15 protein-coding genes are annotated in these 14,416 nt (G+C 69.5%); 2 read left to right on the plus strand and 13 right to left on the minus strand.

From position 1 onward, the window contains the following. Positions 1-13: 13 nt before the first annotated feature. The 6 genes from MKK67_RS02760 to MKK67_RS02785 all read right to left on the minus strand — a co-directional run bounded on the left by MKK67_RS02760 (position 14) and on the right by MKK67_RS02785 (position 6,129). Positions 14-1,702 carry a B12-binding domain-containing radical SAM protein gene (locus MKK67_RS02760; RefSeq protein WP_243962117.1) on the minus strand — a complete coding sequence of 563 codons (1,689 nt, stop codon included), beginning with the start codon at positions 1,700-1,702 and terminating at the stop codon, positions 14-16. A gap of 135 nt (positions 1,703-1,837) precedes the next feature. After that, a complete protein-coding gene (locus MKK67_RS02765) occupies positions 1,838-2,644 on the minus strand; it encodes an SDR family NAD(P)-dependent oxidoreductase (RefSeq protein ID WP_243962140.1) in 807 nt (268 codons plus the stop codon). A gap of 35 nt (positions 2,645-2,679) precedes the next feature. Further along, on the minus strand, positions 2,680-3,444 hold the full coding sequence (locus tag MKK67_RS02770; protein WP_243962118.1) for an enoyl-CoA hydratase-related protein: 765 nt from the start codon (positions 3,442-3,444) through the stop codon (positions 2,680-2,682). A 29-nt stretch (positions 3,445-3,473) separates the two neighbouring features. Continuing rightward, the gene (locus MKK67_RS02775) at positions 3,474-3,824 is read right to left on the minus strand and encodes a hypothetical protein (protein ID WP_243962119.1); all 351 of its coding nucleotides are present in this window, start codon (positions 3,822-3,824) and stop codon (positions 3,474-3,476) included. Continuing rightward, complete coding sequence (locus MKK67_RS02780; RefSeq protein WP_243962120.1) at positions 3,821-4,345, minus strand: hypothetical protein; 525 nt, start codon at positions 4,343-4,345, stop codon at positions 3,821-3,823. Before MKK67_RS02780 ends, MKK67_RS02775 begins: the two co-directional genes overlap by 4 nt. A 44-nt stretch (positions 4,346-4,389) precedes the next feature. Next, the gene (locus MKK67_RS02785; RefSeq protein ID WP_243962121.1) at positions 4,390-6,129 is read right to left on the minus strand and encodes an acyl-CoA dehydrogenase; all 1,740 of its coding nucleotides are present in this window, start codon (positions 6,127-6,129) and stop codon (positions 4,390-4,392) included. A gap of 137 nt (positions 6,130-6,266) precedes the next feature. On the opposite strand from MKK67_RS02785, the gene MKK67_RS02790 reads away from it, so the two are divergent. Continuing rightward, the gene (locus MKK67_RS02790) at positions 6,267-7,265 is read left to right on the plus strand and encodes an L-threonylcarbamoyladenylate synthase (RefSeq protein WP_243962122.1); all 999 of its coding nucleotides are present in this window, start codon (positions 6,267-6,269) and stop codon (positions 7,263-7,265) included. 141 nt (positions 7,266-7,406) lie between these two features. Here the strand turns inward: MKK67_RS02790 and wrbA are convergent, their stop codons facing one another. After that, a complete protein-coding gene (gene wrbA, locus MKK67_RS02795; RefSeq protein ID WP_243962123.1) occupies positions 7,407-8,003 on the minus strand; it encodes an NAD(P)H:quinone oxidoreductase in 597 nt (198 codons plus the stop codon). Positions 8,004-8,145: 142 nt separating this feature from the next. Between wrbA and MKK67_RS02800 the strand changes: the two genes are divergently transcribed. After that, on the plus strand, positions 8,146-9,015 hold the full coding sequence (locus MKK67_RS02800) for a LysR family transcriptional regulator (protein WP_243962124.1): 870 nt from the start codon (positions 8,146-8,148) through the stop codon (positions 9,013-9,015). A gap of 5 nt (positions 9,016-9,020) precedes the next feature. Here MKK67_RS02800 and greA read toward each other — a convergent pair whose 3' ends face one another. The 6 genes from greA to MKK67_RS02830 form a co-directional block, all read right to left on the minus strand. After that, positions 9,021-9,497: a transcription elongation factor GreA gene (gene greA / locus MKK67_RS02805; RefSeq protein WP_243962125.1), complete on the minus strand. Its 477-nt coding sequence runs from the start codon at positions 9,495-9,497 to the stop codon at positions 9,021-9,023. Positions 9,498-9,543: 46 nt separating this feature from the next. Continuing rightward, entirely contained in the window at positions 9,544-10,530 is a 987-nt protein-coding gene (locus MKK67_RS02810; protein ID WP_243962126.1) for an MDR family oxidoreductase, read from the minus strand. A gap of 63 nt (positions 10,531-10,593) precedes the next feature. Beyond that, positions 10,594-11,184: a hypothetical protein gene (locus MKK67_RS02815; RefSeq protein ID WP_243962127.1), complete on the minus strand. Its 591-nt coding sequence runs from the start codon at positions 11,182-11,184 to the stop codon at positions 10,594-10,596. 425 nt (positions 11,185-11,609) lie between these two features. Next, positions 11,610-12,710 carry a cell wall hydrolase gene (locus MKK67_RS02820; RefSeq protein ID WP_243962141.1) on the minus strand — a complete coding sequence of 367 codons (1,101 nt, stop codon included), beginning with the start codon at positions 12,708-12,710 and terminating at the stop codon, positions 11,610-11,612. A gap of 227 nt (positions 12,711-12,937) precedes the next feature. Continuing rightward, positions 12,938-13,648: an MOSC domain-containing protein gene (locus MKK67_RS02825; protein ID WP_243962128.1), complete on the minus strand. Its 711-nt coding sequence runs from the start codon at positions 13,646-13,648 to the stop codon at positions 12,938-12,940. Beyond that, a complete protein-coding gene (locus MKK67_RS02830; protein WP_243962129.1) occupies positions 13,645-14,343 on the minus strand; it encodes a glutamine amidotransferase in 699 nt (232 codons plus the stop codon). Before MKK67_RS02830 ends, MKK67_RS02825 begins: the two co-directional genes overlap by 4 nt. Positions 14,344-14,416 lie beyond the last annotated feature (73 nt).

Here is a 14,416-nt window from a genome sequence, read left to right on the forward strand (position 1 = left end):
CCCGGCGGGCCGCTCAGGCCACCGCGGCGAGGTGCTTGACCTCGGCGCGGGCGACCACCTTGCCGACCGGCGCGGCCTTGCCGCCGTTGTCTTTCTCAGGGGCCAGGATCGGCGGCGACACCCAGCGGCCGGCCTCGAGCTCGGCGATCCGGCCGTTGATCTCGCGGATCACGTAGCGCGAGAACGGGTAGACGTGCAGGTAGATCACCATGTTGGTGACCACCGCCTCCAGGGCCGCCGGGTTGTGGCGGGCGGTCTGCAGGAACACGCTCCAGAAATGCTTGGCCAGCTCCGGCCGCCGCACGGTCATCCGCCAGCAGATCCGAAGCAGCGACACCAGATCGCGGGTGACGTGGCGCCAGTCGAGCTTGTGGGCGGCGAATTTGGGCCGCTTCACCCGACGGGAGATCTCACGGACACGCTCGAAGAAGTTCGGCGGGTCATAGATCTCCTGCAGCACGTCCCGGTAATCGGCGAGCACGTCCTGCTGCGGGCGCAGGGTCACGAAGTTGAGCCCTTGCGTGCAATGGTCGCCCTGCTCGGCGGTGGTGTAGGCGAAATTCTCGAACAGGCGGCCCTCCTTGCGCAGGCGGCGCGAGAGCTGCGTGTTCGGCATCGCGTAGAGCAGGCCGACCATTGAAATCGGGATACCAGTCTGGCTGATGCACAGGGACATCGCCTTGCTGATGCTGTCCTTCTCGGTGTCGAAGCCGACGATGAAGCCCGCGGTGACGAACATGCCGTGCTCGTAGAGCTTGTGCACGCTGTCGGCGATCGAGCGCTTGGTGTTCTGCTTCTTCTGGGTCTGGATCAGCGTCGCCTCGTCGGGCGTCTCGATCCCGGTGAACAGGGCGAAGAAGTTCGCGTCCCGCATCATCCCGAGCAATTCGTCGTCGTCCGCGAGGTTCAGCGACGCCTCGGTGGAGAACTTGAACGGGTAGCCGTGCGCCTCCTGCCACTTGATGAGATGCGGCAGGAACAGCTTGATCGCCTTCTTGTTGCCGATCAGGTTGTCGTCGACGAAGTCGACATGGCCGCGATGGCCGAGGCTGTAGAGCCGGTCGAGTTCGGCCAGCATCTGCGGCGTGGTCTTGGTCCGCGGTGAGCGACCGTACAGTTCGATGATGTCGCAAAACTCGCAGGTGAATGGGCAACCACGCGAGAACTGGACGCCGATATACAGGTAGTGGCTGAAGGTCAGGAGGTCGAAGCGCGGGATCGGGCTGGTCGTGACGTCCGCCTTGAATTTTTCCGCCGTGAACCGGCCGCGGCGCGCCCCGGATTCCCAGGCCTCGACGAAGGTGGCGAGGATGCCCTCGGCCTCGCCCAGCACGAGGAAGTCGGCCTTGTCGTAGATCTCCGGGGTTGAGGTCGGCGCCGGGCCGCCGACGCAGACCGGGACGCCCAGCGCCAGGCATTTGTCGATGACGACGAGGCAATCCGGCTCCTGGGGCAGCATGCCGCCGGTCATCACCAGGTCGGCCGCCAGGATCTGCGCGTCGTTGAGGTCCTCGCAATTGCGGTTGACCAGGGTCACCTGCCAGGCCGGCGGCAGCATCGCGGCGAGGGTGATCAGGCCGAGGGGCGGCGCGGGGGCGCGGGCGCCCTGCAACTCCATGGCCTCCTTGAAGTTCCACATCGAGTTTTCGTAGAACTTCGGAAACACCATCAGCACGCGCGGGGCCGTATTCGCATCCGACATGCTTGCAATCCTCGTCGCACCGAAGTGAGCCGGCTCAAAAATGGCAGAGCCGAACGCACGATTACGGTCCAGCCTGCAGGAGAATTAAGGCCGTTTTTCGCTCCTCCGACGCGCGGAATCGGTTTCGGCGCGTGGTCACGGCCCGACGCGGAAGCGCTCCGGCTGGGTGCCGTCGGCATCGGTGAAGCCGTAGATGCGAGCGAGATCGCCCGCATGCAGCACCGCGCCGGCCCGGGCGGCGACGTTTGGATCGGCCGCCAGCGCCGCGAGCGCCCGGCCCGCGTAGAGCGGCCCCTCGGTGGCGCGCTCCTCCTGCCCGAGATCCCGCGCCCGCTCGGTGGCGACGAAGCCCGGCGACAGGCCGAGCGCGGTCACGCCGTAGGGCGCGAGGTCCTGCCCGAAGGCCAGCGCCAGCCGGTTGGTGGCCGCCTTGGCGGAATCGTAGAACACGTCGCCGAGGTAATCCTCGGTCCCGAACGAGACTAGCGCGATCAGGCCGGCCCGCGCCGCCACCATGGACGGGGCGACCGCGCGGGCGAGCAGCAGCGCCGGCAGCGGCCCGGCCTGGAGGAAGCCGAGATAGGGCTCGGCCGAGCGGCGCCAGAACGGCGTTCCCCAGCCGGCCCCGTCCGGGTAGCGCTCGCCGTCGTAGCCCTCGTTGCCGCCCCAGACGCTGCAGGCCGCGACATCGATCCGCCCGAACCGGCGCAGCACCCAATGAACCAGCGAGTCCGTCGCCCGCTCCGAGCGGTGGTCGCACAGGTAATGGTGGCCGCGTCCGCCGGCCGCATCGACCAGGCGGGCGGTGTCCTCGATCGATTCCGGCCGCATCTCGGTGCGCGGGCCGGTCTCGCTGGAGCGGGCGGTGACGATCACCGTCGCCCCGGCCTCGCCGAGCGCCCGGGCCAGGCCCCGCCCGACGCCCCGGGAGGCCCCGGCCACCAGGCAGATCTTCTGGGACAGGTCGGGGGGCGTGCTCACGCCGACGAGGCGGGCTTGGCGCGCGACAGGAAGGCCGCCAAGCGCTCCTGGGATTCGGGCGAGCGCAGCTGCGCGTCGAACGCCCGCGCCTCCGCCTCCAGGGCGGCCTCGACCTGTGCCTGGTCGCCGCGGATCAGGGCGCGGGACGCCGCCAGTGCCCCTTGGGGCAGGGCGGCGAGCTTGGCGGCCTGGGCGATGGCCTGGTCCAGCAGCATGTCGGCCGGCAGCACGGCGTTGACGAGGCCGAGCGCCAAAGCCTCGTCGGCGTTGAGCGGCTGAGAGAGCAGCAGCAGCTCCGTCGCCTTGAGCCGCCCGACCCGCAGGGGCAGCAGGTAGCTCGACGCCGCCTCCGGCACGAGGCCGAGCTCCACGAACGGCATGCGCAGCCGCGCCGCCGGGCTGGCATAGACGAGATCGCAATGCAGGCTCAGCGTCGCTCCGATGCCGACCGCGATCCCGTCGATCGCCGCCACCATCGGGGTGCGGGTGCGGGCGAGCTGGCGGATGAAGGCCAGGGCCGGCGAGGCGCTGAAGCCGCCCGCGGCGCCCCCCATGAAGTCGGCGAGGTCGTTGCCGGCGCTGAACATCCCGGGCTGACCGGCGAACACCACGGCGCCGATTTTTTGGGACGCATCGGCCCCCGCGAGGGCCTCGCGCATCGCGTCGTACATCGCCCCGGTGAGCGCGTTCTTCTTCTCCGGGCGGTTCAGGGTGATCAGGCGGACGCCATTTTCCAGGTCATCGATGTTTATATTCTGCATGACGCACCCCCGACGCTATTCTAAGATTATTATTCTATTTCGACCAATATATTGTCGATGGCCGCATCAGCATTAAAAGCAGATCTTCGAGCGGCGACATAAAGCTCCTTCATTACCGAAGACCATGGCCCTGACGGATGCGGGGTGAACCGATCGAGCTGAGCATTTGTAACATTGTCGACCACTCGACCAAAATGGTCTATGATAGCGATTTGAAACTCGTTAAGTTTTCCATTGTCAATAGGAATTACTTGAACACTATTGTTTGGGAACGACACCTGAAACGTGTCTGGTCGAACACCTTCTTGCCAGGACAATTCGCCAGCCTGCGTTCGGTCCAGCAACCTTTCGACGAGACGCTTCTGCCTCTCGTAATTCATAGCCGATCTCCCGTTTGTGCACTCTTGATTTCCACGAGAACAGTCAGCAGCCGGTCGATATCCTGAGACACGATCTGATTGAAGTGTGCGGATTGCAGGCTTGATGGATCATTCAGCCCCGCTTCAACGTCCCGCTCAATGATCGATATGTTCGCTAGCGCCGATTGTATCACGCTCTGCTGGTCCGCGCTGAGATCGACATTCGCCGCCCTGAGGGTCACCAGCACCTTCCTGATCGCCGCGTATCGATCCAGCAGGAGCAGCCACTGCTCCTGCCGGTGGCCGCGCTTGATGTCCTCCAGCATTGCGATGACGCCGCTAAAATCGACAACGGTTTCGAAGAACCGGATGCTCTCCCGGGTGGACCTTGCGGCTTGCTCCGCCCGTTCAGCTGCAGTCTTCGACTTGTAGACTCCGACCAACGTGGCCGCGAACCCGAATAGGGATATGGCGAGGCCGATAACTCCCGTCAGGTCTCCGATCTGGTTATCCCTCAACCAGGCGAGGAAGGTCGGCCACATCGCGCTCAGCCGTCAAGAGAAGCGGTCATCCTGCACGATGCCGGTCAAACCGCCAGCGCCTGCGCGGCATCGTCCGTGAAGGCGCCGCCCTCCACCACCACCTGCTCCAAGCCACCCACAGCCGGCAGGAGGTTCTCGGCGTAGAACCGCGCCAACGCGATCCGGCCGGCATGGGCCGGGTCGGTCTCGCCGGCCTTCAGGGCCGCTGCGGCCGCGAGCGCAGAGCGCGCCAGGCAGGCGCCGCCGAGCGCGAGACCGAACAGGCGCAGATACGGGGCCGCGCCGGCCAGGGCCGCGTTCGGGCGGTTCGAGGTCAGCGCCGCGAGCTGATGGCTGGTCGCCCGGTCGAGGCTGCCGATCCCGTCGCGCAGCCGCGCCGCCATATGGCCGAAGGCGGGGTCGGACGCCTTGAGCAGGCCCTCCGCGGCCCGGCGCATCCAGGCGATCTGCGACCGGGCGGTGGCGCCGCCGTTCAGCGGCAGCTTGCGGGCGGTGAGGTCGATGGCCTGGATGCCGTTGGTGCCCTCGTAGATGCCGAGGATGCGGGCATCGCGCATCAGCTGGGCGGCACCGGTCTCCTCGACGAAGCCCATGCCGCCATGGACCTGCACGCCGAGCGAGGTCACCTCGTTGGCGAGATCCGTGGAGAACGCCTTGGCCACCGGGGTCAACAGGGAGGCGCGGTCGAGGGCGGCCTGCCCTTCCGGACCCCGGGAGGCGTCGAGGGCGGCGGCCGTGAGGTAGCAGATGCCGCGCGCCGCCGCCGTGTAGGCCTTCATGGTCAGCAGCATGCGCTGCACGTCCGGATGCGCGACGATCGGGCTCGTCGACTCCGCAGCGCCTACCGCCCGGCCCTGCCGGCGCTCCTGCGCGTAGGTGAGCGCCCGCTGGGTCGCGGCCTCGGCGACGCCGACGCCCTGGAGGCCGACATTGAGCCGGGCCGCGTTCATCATCGTGAACATGCAGGCCAGCCCCTTGTTCTCCTGCCCGATCAGCCAGCCGATTGCGCCACCGTGATCGCCGAAAGCCATCGAGCAGGTCGGCGAGGCATGGATGCCGAGCTTGTGCTCGATGCCCGAGCAGCGCAGGTCGTTGGCCGACCCATCCGGCAGCACCTTCGGGACGAGGAACAGCGAGATGCCGCGGGTGCCGGCCGGCGCATCGGGCAGGCGCGCGAGCACGAGGTGGACGATGTTGTCCGCCAGATCATGCTCGCCATAGGTGATGTAAATCTTGGACCCGGTGATCCGGTAGCTGCCTTCGCCGGCGCGCTCGGCGCGCGTGCGCAGCAGGGCGAGGTCCGAGCCCGCCTGCGGCTCGGTCAGGTTCATGGTCGCGGGCCATTCGCCGGTGACCAGCTTCTCGAGATAGCGCGCCTTCAGCTCGTCGGAGCCGTGGGCCGCGAGCGCCTCGATGCCGCCCTGCGTCAGCAGCGGGCAGAGGCCGAAGGCGAGGTTGGCGCCGTTCCACATCTCGGTGCAGGCGGCCTCGACCAGCTTCGGCAGGCCCTGGCCGCCATGGTCGGCCTCGGCCGAGAGGCCGTTCCAGCCGCCCTCCGTGAAGGTGCGGTAGGCCTCGCGCCAGCCGGGGGGCGTGGTGACGCGCCCGTCCGCGAACGGGGTGCCGTGCCGGTCGCCGATCCGGTTCAAGGGCGCGATCACCCCGCCGGCGATTCGCCCGGCCTCGGTCAGGATCGCCTCGGCGTCCTCCGGGTCGACCCCGTCGAGCCCGGCCACGTGCCGGAGGGTGAACAGCATCTCGGGAACGGGGGCGCGGTAGCTCATCGGGTCGTCGCTCCTCTCGGCCCGCCCGCTTGATGGACCGGGGCGGGTTTGACCGCGCCCGGGCACCGGGGCTACGGCGGCCCCAGGATAGGCGCGCGACGGGCGCGCCGCCATCACTTCGCAAGACGGCTTCCCGCATGAATGATCCCGGGTCAACGGTCCCGGCCGCGACCCGGCGGCTCGACCCCGACGCGGACGGCCTCGCGCAGGCCGCGGCGCTGCTGCGGGCGGGCGCGCTCGTGGCCTTCCCCACGGAGACGGTCTACGGGCTCGGGGCCGACGCCACCGACGCCGCCGCGGTGGCGCGGATCTTCGCCGCCAAGGAGCGGCCGCGCTTCAACCCGCTGATCGCCCACCTGGCCGACAGGGACGCGGCCCTGGCCGAGGGCCGCTTCGACGACTCCGCGCAGCGCCTCGCCGAAGCGTTCTGGCCGGGCCCCCTGACCCTGGTCGTGCCGGCGCATGCCGGTACCCGCGTCTGCGACCTCGCCCGAGCCGGATTGTCGAGCGTCGCCCTGCGGGTGCCCGGGCACCCGGTCGCCCGCGCCCTTCTGGAGGCCGTTGGCCGGCCGGTGGCGGCGCCCTCGGCCAACCGCTCGGGCCGCGTCAGCCCGACCCGGGCTGATCACGTCCTCGACGATCTCGCCGGGCGGATCGCCGCCCTGCTCGATGGTGGCGACACGCCGGTGGGAGTCGAATCGACGGTGGTCGCCTGCCTTGGCGGCGTGCCGAGGCTGCTGCGGCCGGGGGGCATCACCCGGGCGGCGCTCCGCGAGGTTCTGGGTTTCGAGCCGGCGAATCTCGAGGCGGCGGATGCCGACCGACCGGCCGGTCCCGGGATGCTGGCGTCGCATTATGCACCGCGGGCCCGGGTGCGCCTCGACGTGGACTCGGTCGAGCCCGGCGAGGCTTTGCTGCTGTTCGGCGCCGGACGGCCCGAGGGCCATGAACGGGCACGCGCCGTTCTCAACCTGAGCCCGGCCGCCGACCCGGCCGAGGCGGCCGCCCGGCTGTTCGGGGCTTTGCGCGATCTCGACGCCTCAGGGGCTGAGACCATCGCGGTGACACCAATCCCAACCGAGGGCCTGGGCGAGGCGATCCGGGATCGTTTGGCCCGGGCCGCCGCGCCGCGCTGACGGCAGAAGTATTTTTATCGACCGTGTGGAACAGACCGGACTGTCGCCCGTTCATTGTTCACGAAGGCCTTCTCAGCCCCCAAATGGCCTTTTTCCTTCAAGGCTCGGAGCAATCCGAGCCTTTTTTCTTGTCTTGTCGATTCAGGCCAGCTTGGCCGCGATCCCGGCGACGTGGCGGCCCTGGAACCGGGCGCCGTCCAGCTCGACCCCGCTCGGCTGGCGCGAACCATCGTTATCCGCGATGGTGCTGGCGCCGTAGGGCGTGTTGCCCTTCACCGCCTCGACGCCGGCCTGACCCGGGAACGAATAGGGCAGGCCGACCACCACCATGCCGTGGTGGAACAGCACCGTGTGGAAGCTCGTCAGCGTCGTCTCCTGACCGCCATGCTGGGAGGCCGTGGAGGTGAAGACCGAGCCGACCTTGCCGACCAGCGCGCCCTTCATCCACAGGCCGCCTGTCTGGTCGATGAACTGCTTCATCTGCGCGGCCATGTTGCCGTAGCGGGTGGGCGTGCCGAAGATGATCGCGTCGTACTGGGGCAGCTCGTCGACGGTGGCGATCGGCGCGGCCTGATCGAGCTTGAAGTGGCTCTGCCGGGCGACCTCCTCGGGCACCAGCTCCGGCACGCGCTTGACCACCGCCTCGGCCCCGGCCTCCCGGGCGCCCTCGGCGACGGCGTAGGCCATCTGCTCCACATGTCCGTAGGTCGAGTAGTACAGCACCAGAACCTTGGCCATCGTGCGATCTCCCGTGTCGGGTTGCGGAATGCCGCCGGACTCGTCCGACGGCACGATGACGTCTCCATCGCGCATTTCGCGGTTTGCAAAAACGCCCTCTCGCGCAAGAATAGGCTTGCAGCCATGCAAGAAAGCCGGCGTTTTGCTCGACTGGGACGAGTTCCGCTTCGTGAAGACGGTGGCCGAACGGGGCGGCCTGACCGCGGCCGCGGCGCAGCTCGGGATCAACCATTCCACGGCATTCCGGCGTCTCGAGGCGATCGAGGCGCAGCTCGAAATGCGCCTGTTCGAGCGCCTGCGCACCGGCTACGTACCGACCCCGGCCGGCCTCGCGATGATCGAGGCCGCCGCCCGGATCGAGACCGACGTGACCGGATTCGCCCGGACGGTTGCCGGCCAAGGGCAAACACTCGCGGGCGAATTGCGCGTGACTGCCCCGGTGAATGTCGCGACCGGGCTTCTCATGCCGATCCTGGCGACGTTCTGCACGCGCTATCCGCAGATCCGCCTCGACCTGATCCTGGCCGAGCAGGCCCTGAACCTGTCACGCCGGGATGCCGACGTGGCGATCCGCGCGAGCCGAAATCCGAGCGAGACGCTGGTCGGGCGACGCCTGACCGGCCTCGCCTGGGCGGTCTATGGGCGGGCCGACCGGGCCTATGGCGATCTCGCGACCGAGGATTGGGTCGTCCCAGGTTCGGCCGTGGCGGCCGCCCTGTTCGCGCCCTTCATCGAAGCGCGGGCTCCGGCCGAGCGGATCAAGCTCCGGATCAACACGGTGACGGGGCTGACCGCCGCAGTGGCGGCGGGGATCGGGATCGGCCCGCTGCCGTGCTTCGAGGGCGATGCCGATCCGGCCCTGCGCCGGCTCTCCGGCCCACACCCGGACATCGGCGCCGACCTCTGGATGCTCACCCATCCCGACCTGCGCCATGCCGGACGAGTCCGGGCCTTTATGGACCATCTCGCCGAAGCGATTCTGCCCCTACGGCCGCGCTTTGAAGGCCGGTAGACGGTTCAGGCCCGGATCTCGACGATCTCGACCTCGTGGCCGTTGACTTCGACCACGTCGCCGACGGTCTTGCCGGTGATCGCCTGGGCCAGCGGCGCCACGTAGGAGATCGAGCCTTTGTGCGGGTCCGCCTCGTCCTCGCCGACGATGCGGAAGGTCTGCCGGGTCTCCTTGCCGGATTCGTCCTCGCGCAGGATCGTGACGGTGGCACCGAAATGCACCGTCTGGCCGTCGATCGGCTCGACCAGCTGCGCGGTGTTCTTGCGGGCGAGCCAGTAGCGCAGGTCCCGTCCGATCCGGGAATCCTCCGCCTTGTCGGCGTGGTCCAGGGTGGTCAGTTCCCGTTCCAGGCGCGCGACCTCTCCCTCGATCTGCGCCAGCCCCTCGGGGGTAACGAAGTTCGTATGGGGCGAGATGGGCCGGTCGGGCAGGTTCTCGAAGGCTTCTCCGCCTTCGGGCTCTTTGACGAATGCGACACTCATAAGGGAAGCAATGCGGCCGGAATGGCAACGGTTCCAGCCCGATGCCTCAGCTGACCTCCACCACGGTCCGGCCACGGATCCGGCCGGCCAAAATCTCCGCGCCGAGCCGGCCGACTTCCTCCAGGCGGACCCGGCTGGTCATGCTGGCGAGCTTGTCGAGATCGAGCTCCCGGGCGAGGCGCGCCCAGGCCTCGCGGCGCTTCTTTTGCGGGGTGGTGACGCTGTTGATCCCGAGCAGGGAAACGCCGCGCAGGATGAACGGCGCCACGGAGGTCGGCAGGTCCATGCCCTGGGCCAGACCGCAGGCGGCGACCGCCCCGTCGGCCCGGGTCTGGGCCAGCACGTTGGCCAGGGTGGTCGAGCCGACGGCATCGACGCCCGCCGCCCAGCGCTCCTTGCCGAGCGGCTTGCCGGGCTTGGACAGCTCCGCCCGGTCCAGGATTTCGGCGGCGCCGAGGCTCTTGAGGTAATCGGACTCGCCGTCGCGACCCGTGGAGGCGATCACATGCCAGCCCGCCCGGGCCAGCAAGGCCACCGCAACCGAGCCGACGCCGCCCGAGGCGCCGGTGACGATCGCGGGTCCGTGATCCGGGATCAGCCCGTGGGCGTCGAGGGCGATCCGGCACAGCATCGCGGTGTAGCCCGCGGTGCCGATCGCCATGGCCTGTTCGGGCGTGAGACCCTGGGGCAGCGGCACCAGCCAGTCGCCCTTGACCCGGGCGCGCTCGGCATAGGCGCCGAGATGCGTCTCGCCGACGCCCCAGCCGGTAAGCACCACGGCATCGCCCGGCTTGTATTCGGGGTGGTCCGAACTCTCGACGATCCCGGAGAAATCGATGCCGGGGATCATCGGGAAGCGGCGCACCACCGGCGACGTGCCGGTGAGCGCGAGCCCGTCCTTGTAGTTCAGGGTCGAGTGCGTCACCCGGACGGTGACGTCGCCGTCCATCAGGTCGGCTTCGTCGAAATCCCGGAAGGCCAGGCTCTGCCCGGCCTCGCCCTTGTCGACTACCCAGGCCTTGAACGTCCCCATCGCCGCCTCCCATGTCTTTGTGGAGAGGTGTCGCCGGGACGTCCGGAATCAAGCGGGCCGGGATCAGTAGCCGTCGTAGAGGCTACCCGTCGAGAAGCCGAGGCCGACACCGACATCCGCCGAGCTGGCGCCGGTGATGCCCACGGCATCCGGGATCGAGCCGACGAGCGGGCCGCCATAGGACGCGGCGCGATAACCGCCCCCGTAGCCGCCGCCGACAGGCACCCAGCCGGCCCGGGCCGGGGCCACTTGGACGCGCCGGGAGACGGTGGCGTATTCCGGCGGGATCGTCTCGGGGATCGACTGGGCGGCCCGCACCAGTACGGTCCGAGTCCGCACGGCGAAGCGCGGCGGCGTCGTGACCCAGCAACCGATCAGCTCGCCGCCGGGACCGCGGCTCGTCTGCCAGAAGCGGCCGCCGGGCGAGACCATCACGCGCTCGGACACCGTGTCGTAGACCGGCGGCGTGGTGCGGTAGACCGTGCGCGGCGGACGCACCAGCACGTTCTCCTGCACGGTGTCGTAGACCGGCGGCGTCGTGACGTGGCGGTAGCATTCGGAGCCGTAGCAGCCGCCGGCCTGCGCGGGGGCGGCGAACAGCAGGCCGCCGAAGACGGCGGCGAGAAGGGTTGAGCGTGCGACCGGCGCGGTCATGGAAGTCCTCTGGTACGCGGTACGGGCGAGATGCTGCGCAAAGGCGGCGCTCGTCTCGACGCACTACAGTCCAGAGTCGTTGCCCGGTTCGCAAGCAGAGTTCAAAAGGAAGGTAAAATTAACCCTCGGTTTGGACTGCTTAGCGCTCCACTACCTAGGTAAGATTCTATCGAAAAGCGTTACCCTTCCTTAGCGCCGTTTTTGAAGGCGGCACTTCGGTGCCCGACAGGGGCTCGGAGGGTCCTGATCGGCGCCCCTCCAACCCACCCCCTCATCCTGAGGTGCCCGGGGATCAAAGATCGCTGGGCCTCGAAGGAGCCCTCCAGAGGTCACCGCGATCCCTGGAGGGCTCCTTCGAGGCCTCCGCTGCGCTTCGGCACCTCAGGATGAGGGCGAGAATGGGAAAGATCGGTCTAACAGGCCGCTCAGGTCTGCCCGGGCTTGAGCTGGTAAAAAATGTGCCGCCCGATGACGTCCATCTTGCGCAGGCGGCGCGCCCAGCCCGGCCGCACGTAGTCGGCGTGGTAGTGGGTCGCGGCGCCGACCTCGGCCAGATAGGTCCGGCCCTCGATCACCGAGCGGGCGATCCGGGTCGCCGATTCCCAGGCGCCGGCATCGGTGATGCGCAGGGATTTGCCTTCGCAGGCGAAGGAGAACTGGCAGCCCATGTAATGGTGGCGGTTCTGGTAGACGACGCCGCAGACGCTGCTCGGATAGAGGCCGCTCTTCACGCGGTTGAGCACCACCTGGGCCACGGCGGCCCGGCCGGCCTCGGATTCGCTGCGGGCCTCGAAATACACGGCTTCCGACAGGCAGCGCTGCTCCTTGTCGAGGGAGTCCGGATCGATCAGGTCGGCGTAGCGCCGGCGGGCATCCTCCGGGACCGATTGCAGAATCTCCGGGCGATCGGGACGGATCGCGAAATCGGGCAGCGCCAGGCTCGCGGCCGCCACCTCGATCGGGATCGCGTCGGCCGGCGCGGGCGTGGTCGAGGACAGGGCCACGGCCCGGGGCACGGGCGGGGTCGAGCCGTCGTAGCGGCGCTCGGTTTCGCCATCCTCGGTCAGGTCGGCGCTGCCCTCGCCCGTGGAGGCGGCGCTGCCGGAGCCGGTGGTCAGGCCGAGATCGGGCACCGGCACGAAGCCGGCCTCCGGCTCGGCCTCGGGATCCCAGACCGCCGAGCCCGCGCTCAGCGCGCCGCTGACGCTGCCGGTGACGTCGCCGAACACCAGGGCGGCCCCGGTCTCGCGCAACGATGCCGCGCGGCGCGCGTAGCTTGCGGCCGGCGGCTGGGACGGATCGCCCTTGGCCTGGCGCTGGACCACCGGGAAGACGTGCGCGCCGGTCTTGAGCACCGCCTGGAGCGGCTCGTCGGCGCTGCGCCGCAGGGCGGATCCGATCAGCGCGGTGCCGGGCGGCAGGGCCGGGACCGTGAAGGCGTCGATCGCCCCGAGTCGGCTCGAGCCGATGGCGTTCTCGGTCCCGGCATCGGCCGTGAACGAGACCAGAAGGCCGAGCCCCGCCAGCCAGGGCGTGAAGGCGGCCGAGAGCCAGCGCAGGCTCGATTCCCGTCGTCCTCGTCTCGCACGCACGGCTACAGACCCGTTCCGATCAGCCCCATCCGCGATCCTGGGCGCCGATCACGGCGGTTCCGGTGCGGTCCGGGATTTATCGGCCGGTATGGTTGAGGTCGAGTTAAGCGCGGCGGCCGGCGCTCGTCCGAAAGGGGACGGAGCGGTCGCCCACACCGGTCTCAGCCGCCGGGGGACTCGAGCCGCGCCATCCAATCCTCGACCACGCCACGATCGAGACGCCGCCGGGCCAGCGCCCGCCAGGACGGCGACAGCGCGTCGAGTTCCGCGATGCCTGCGAGGGCGGCGCGATCCAGCCGGTCCACATAGAAAGTGCGCAGGAGCCGCGCGAGCGGCCAGGCCGGATGCGGCCGGTCGATCAGGCGGAGACGGTCGCCCGCCGCGATGACGCCCGGCTCCACGACGCGGTAGTACCAGCCGGTCCGCCCGCTGGTCTGGACCCTGCGGGCCATATCGGCGGCTCCGAAGCGGTGATTGAGCTTCCAGCAGGGCTGCCGGGCCTGGCTGACCTGGAGCAGGACCGACCCGGCGCGCCACAGATCGCCGACGCAGATGTCCGTCTCGGTCAGGCCGGCGGTCGACAGGTTCTCGCCGAAGGCTCCGGGCCGCGCGAGGAGCGCCGGCTCGGCGTCTGGCAAGTCCTGCCGCCACCCGGCGTAATGATCGAACGCGTAGTGGTGCACGGCCTTCTCGGGGCCGCCGTGATGGCGCCGGTCCGCCTGCTCGTCGCCCTCCAGCCCGTTGGGGCCGACCGCGACTGGGCCGTCGAGGGGCGCTTTGGCGATAGCGCTAAGAGAGCCCGTCGTGCCCAGCGGCGCGCTCGGCCCGGCCAGCACCGCGTCGATGGCGACATCCGTCGCGCCGCCGGTCACGCGAGTCCGCCCAGCCATTCGCCGAGGCAGCGCCGTCCCGCCTCGGCGGCGCCTGGACCGAGCCGGCGCGCATCGTCGCGCAGGGCCGGCACCGACACGCCCGGCGTCGCCGCGATCTCGACCGCGTGGCCGATCAGCCAACGCTCGAAACCCTGTCCGTCCGCCTCCGGGTGGAACTGGAAGCCCAGCCCATGCCGGCCGAGCGCGAAGGCCTGATGGGGGCACAGCCGTGTCGCGGCCAGGCGATCGACGCCGGGCGGGAGATCGAACGCGTCGCCGTGCCAGTGCAGCACCGGCACGTGTTCGAGATACCGCAACGGGCCGGCACGGCCGCGATCGGTCAGCTCCACCGGGGCCCAGCCGATCTCCTTGCCCGGACCGGGAGCGACCCGGGCTCCGAGGGCGGCGGCCATGAGCTGGGCGCCGAGACAGATCCCGAGGGTCGGCGCGCCGGCCGCGAGCCGAGCGCGCAGGGCTTCGCGTTCGGCTCGCAGGAACGGATAGAGGTCGTCCTGGTCGGCACCGATCGGGCCTCCGAGCACGACGAGCAGGTCGGCCCCCTGGGCGTCCTCCGGCGTCAGCTCGTCGAGCCCCGCCTCCCGATACTGGATGGTGTAGCCCGCCGTCGCGATCGGCGCGGCGAAGGCGTTGAGATCCTCGAAAGCCACATGGCGGATAACGCGAGCGATAGGCATGGGCCGGATCCGGTTCGAAGCCGACCGGCTCGGGGCGCTTCAAGCTCCCCGCTTCGGACAACCTGTTGTCCGA

This window comes from Methylobacterium sp. J-072 (genome assembly GCF_022829425.1).
GTDB lineage: Bacteria > Pseudomonadota > Alphaproteobacteria > Rhizobiales > Beijerinckiaceae > Methylobacterium.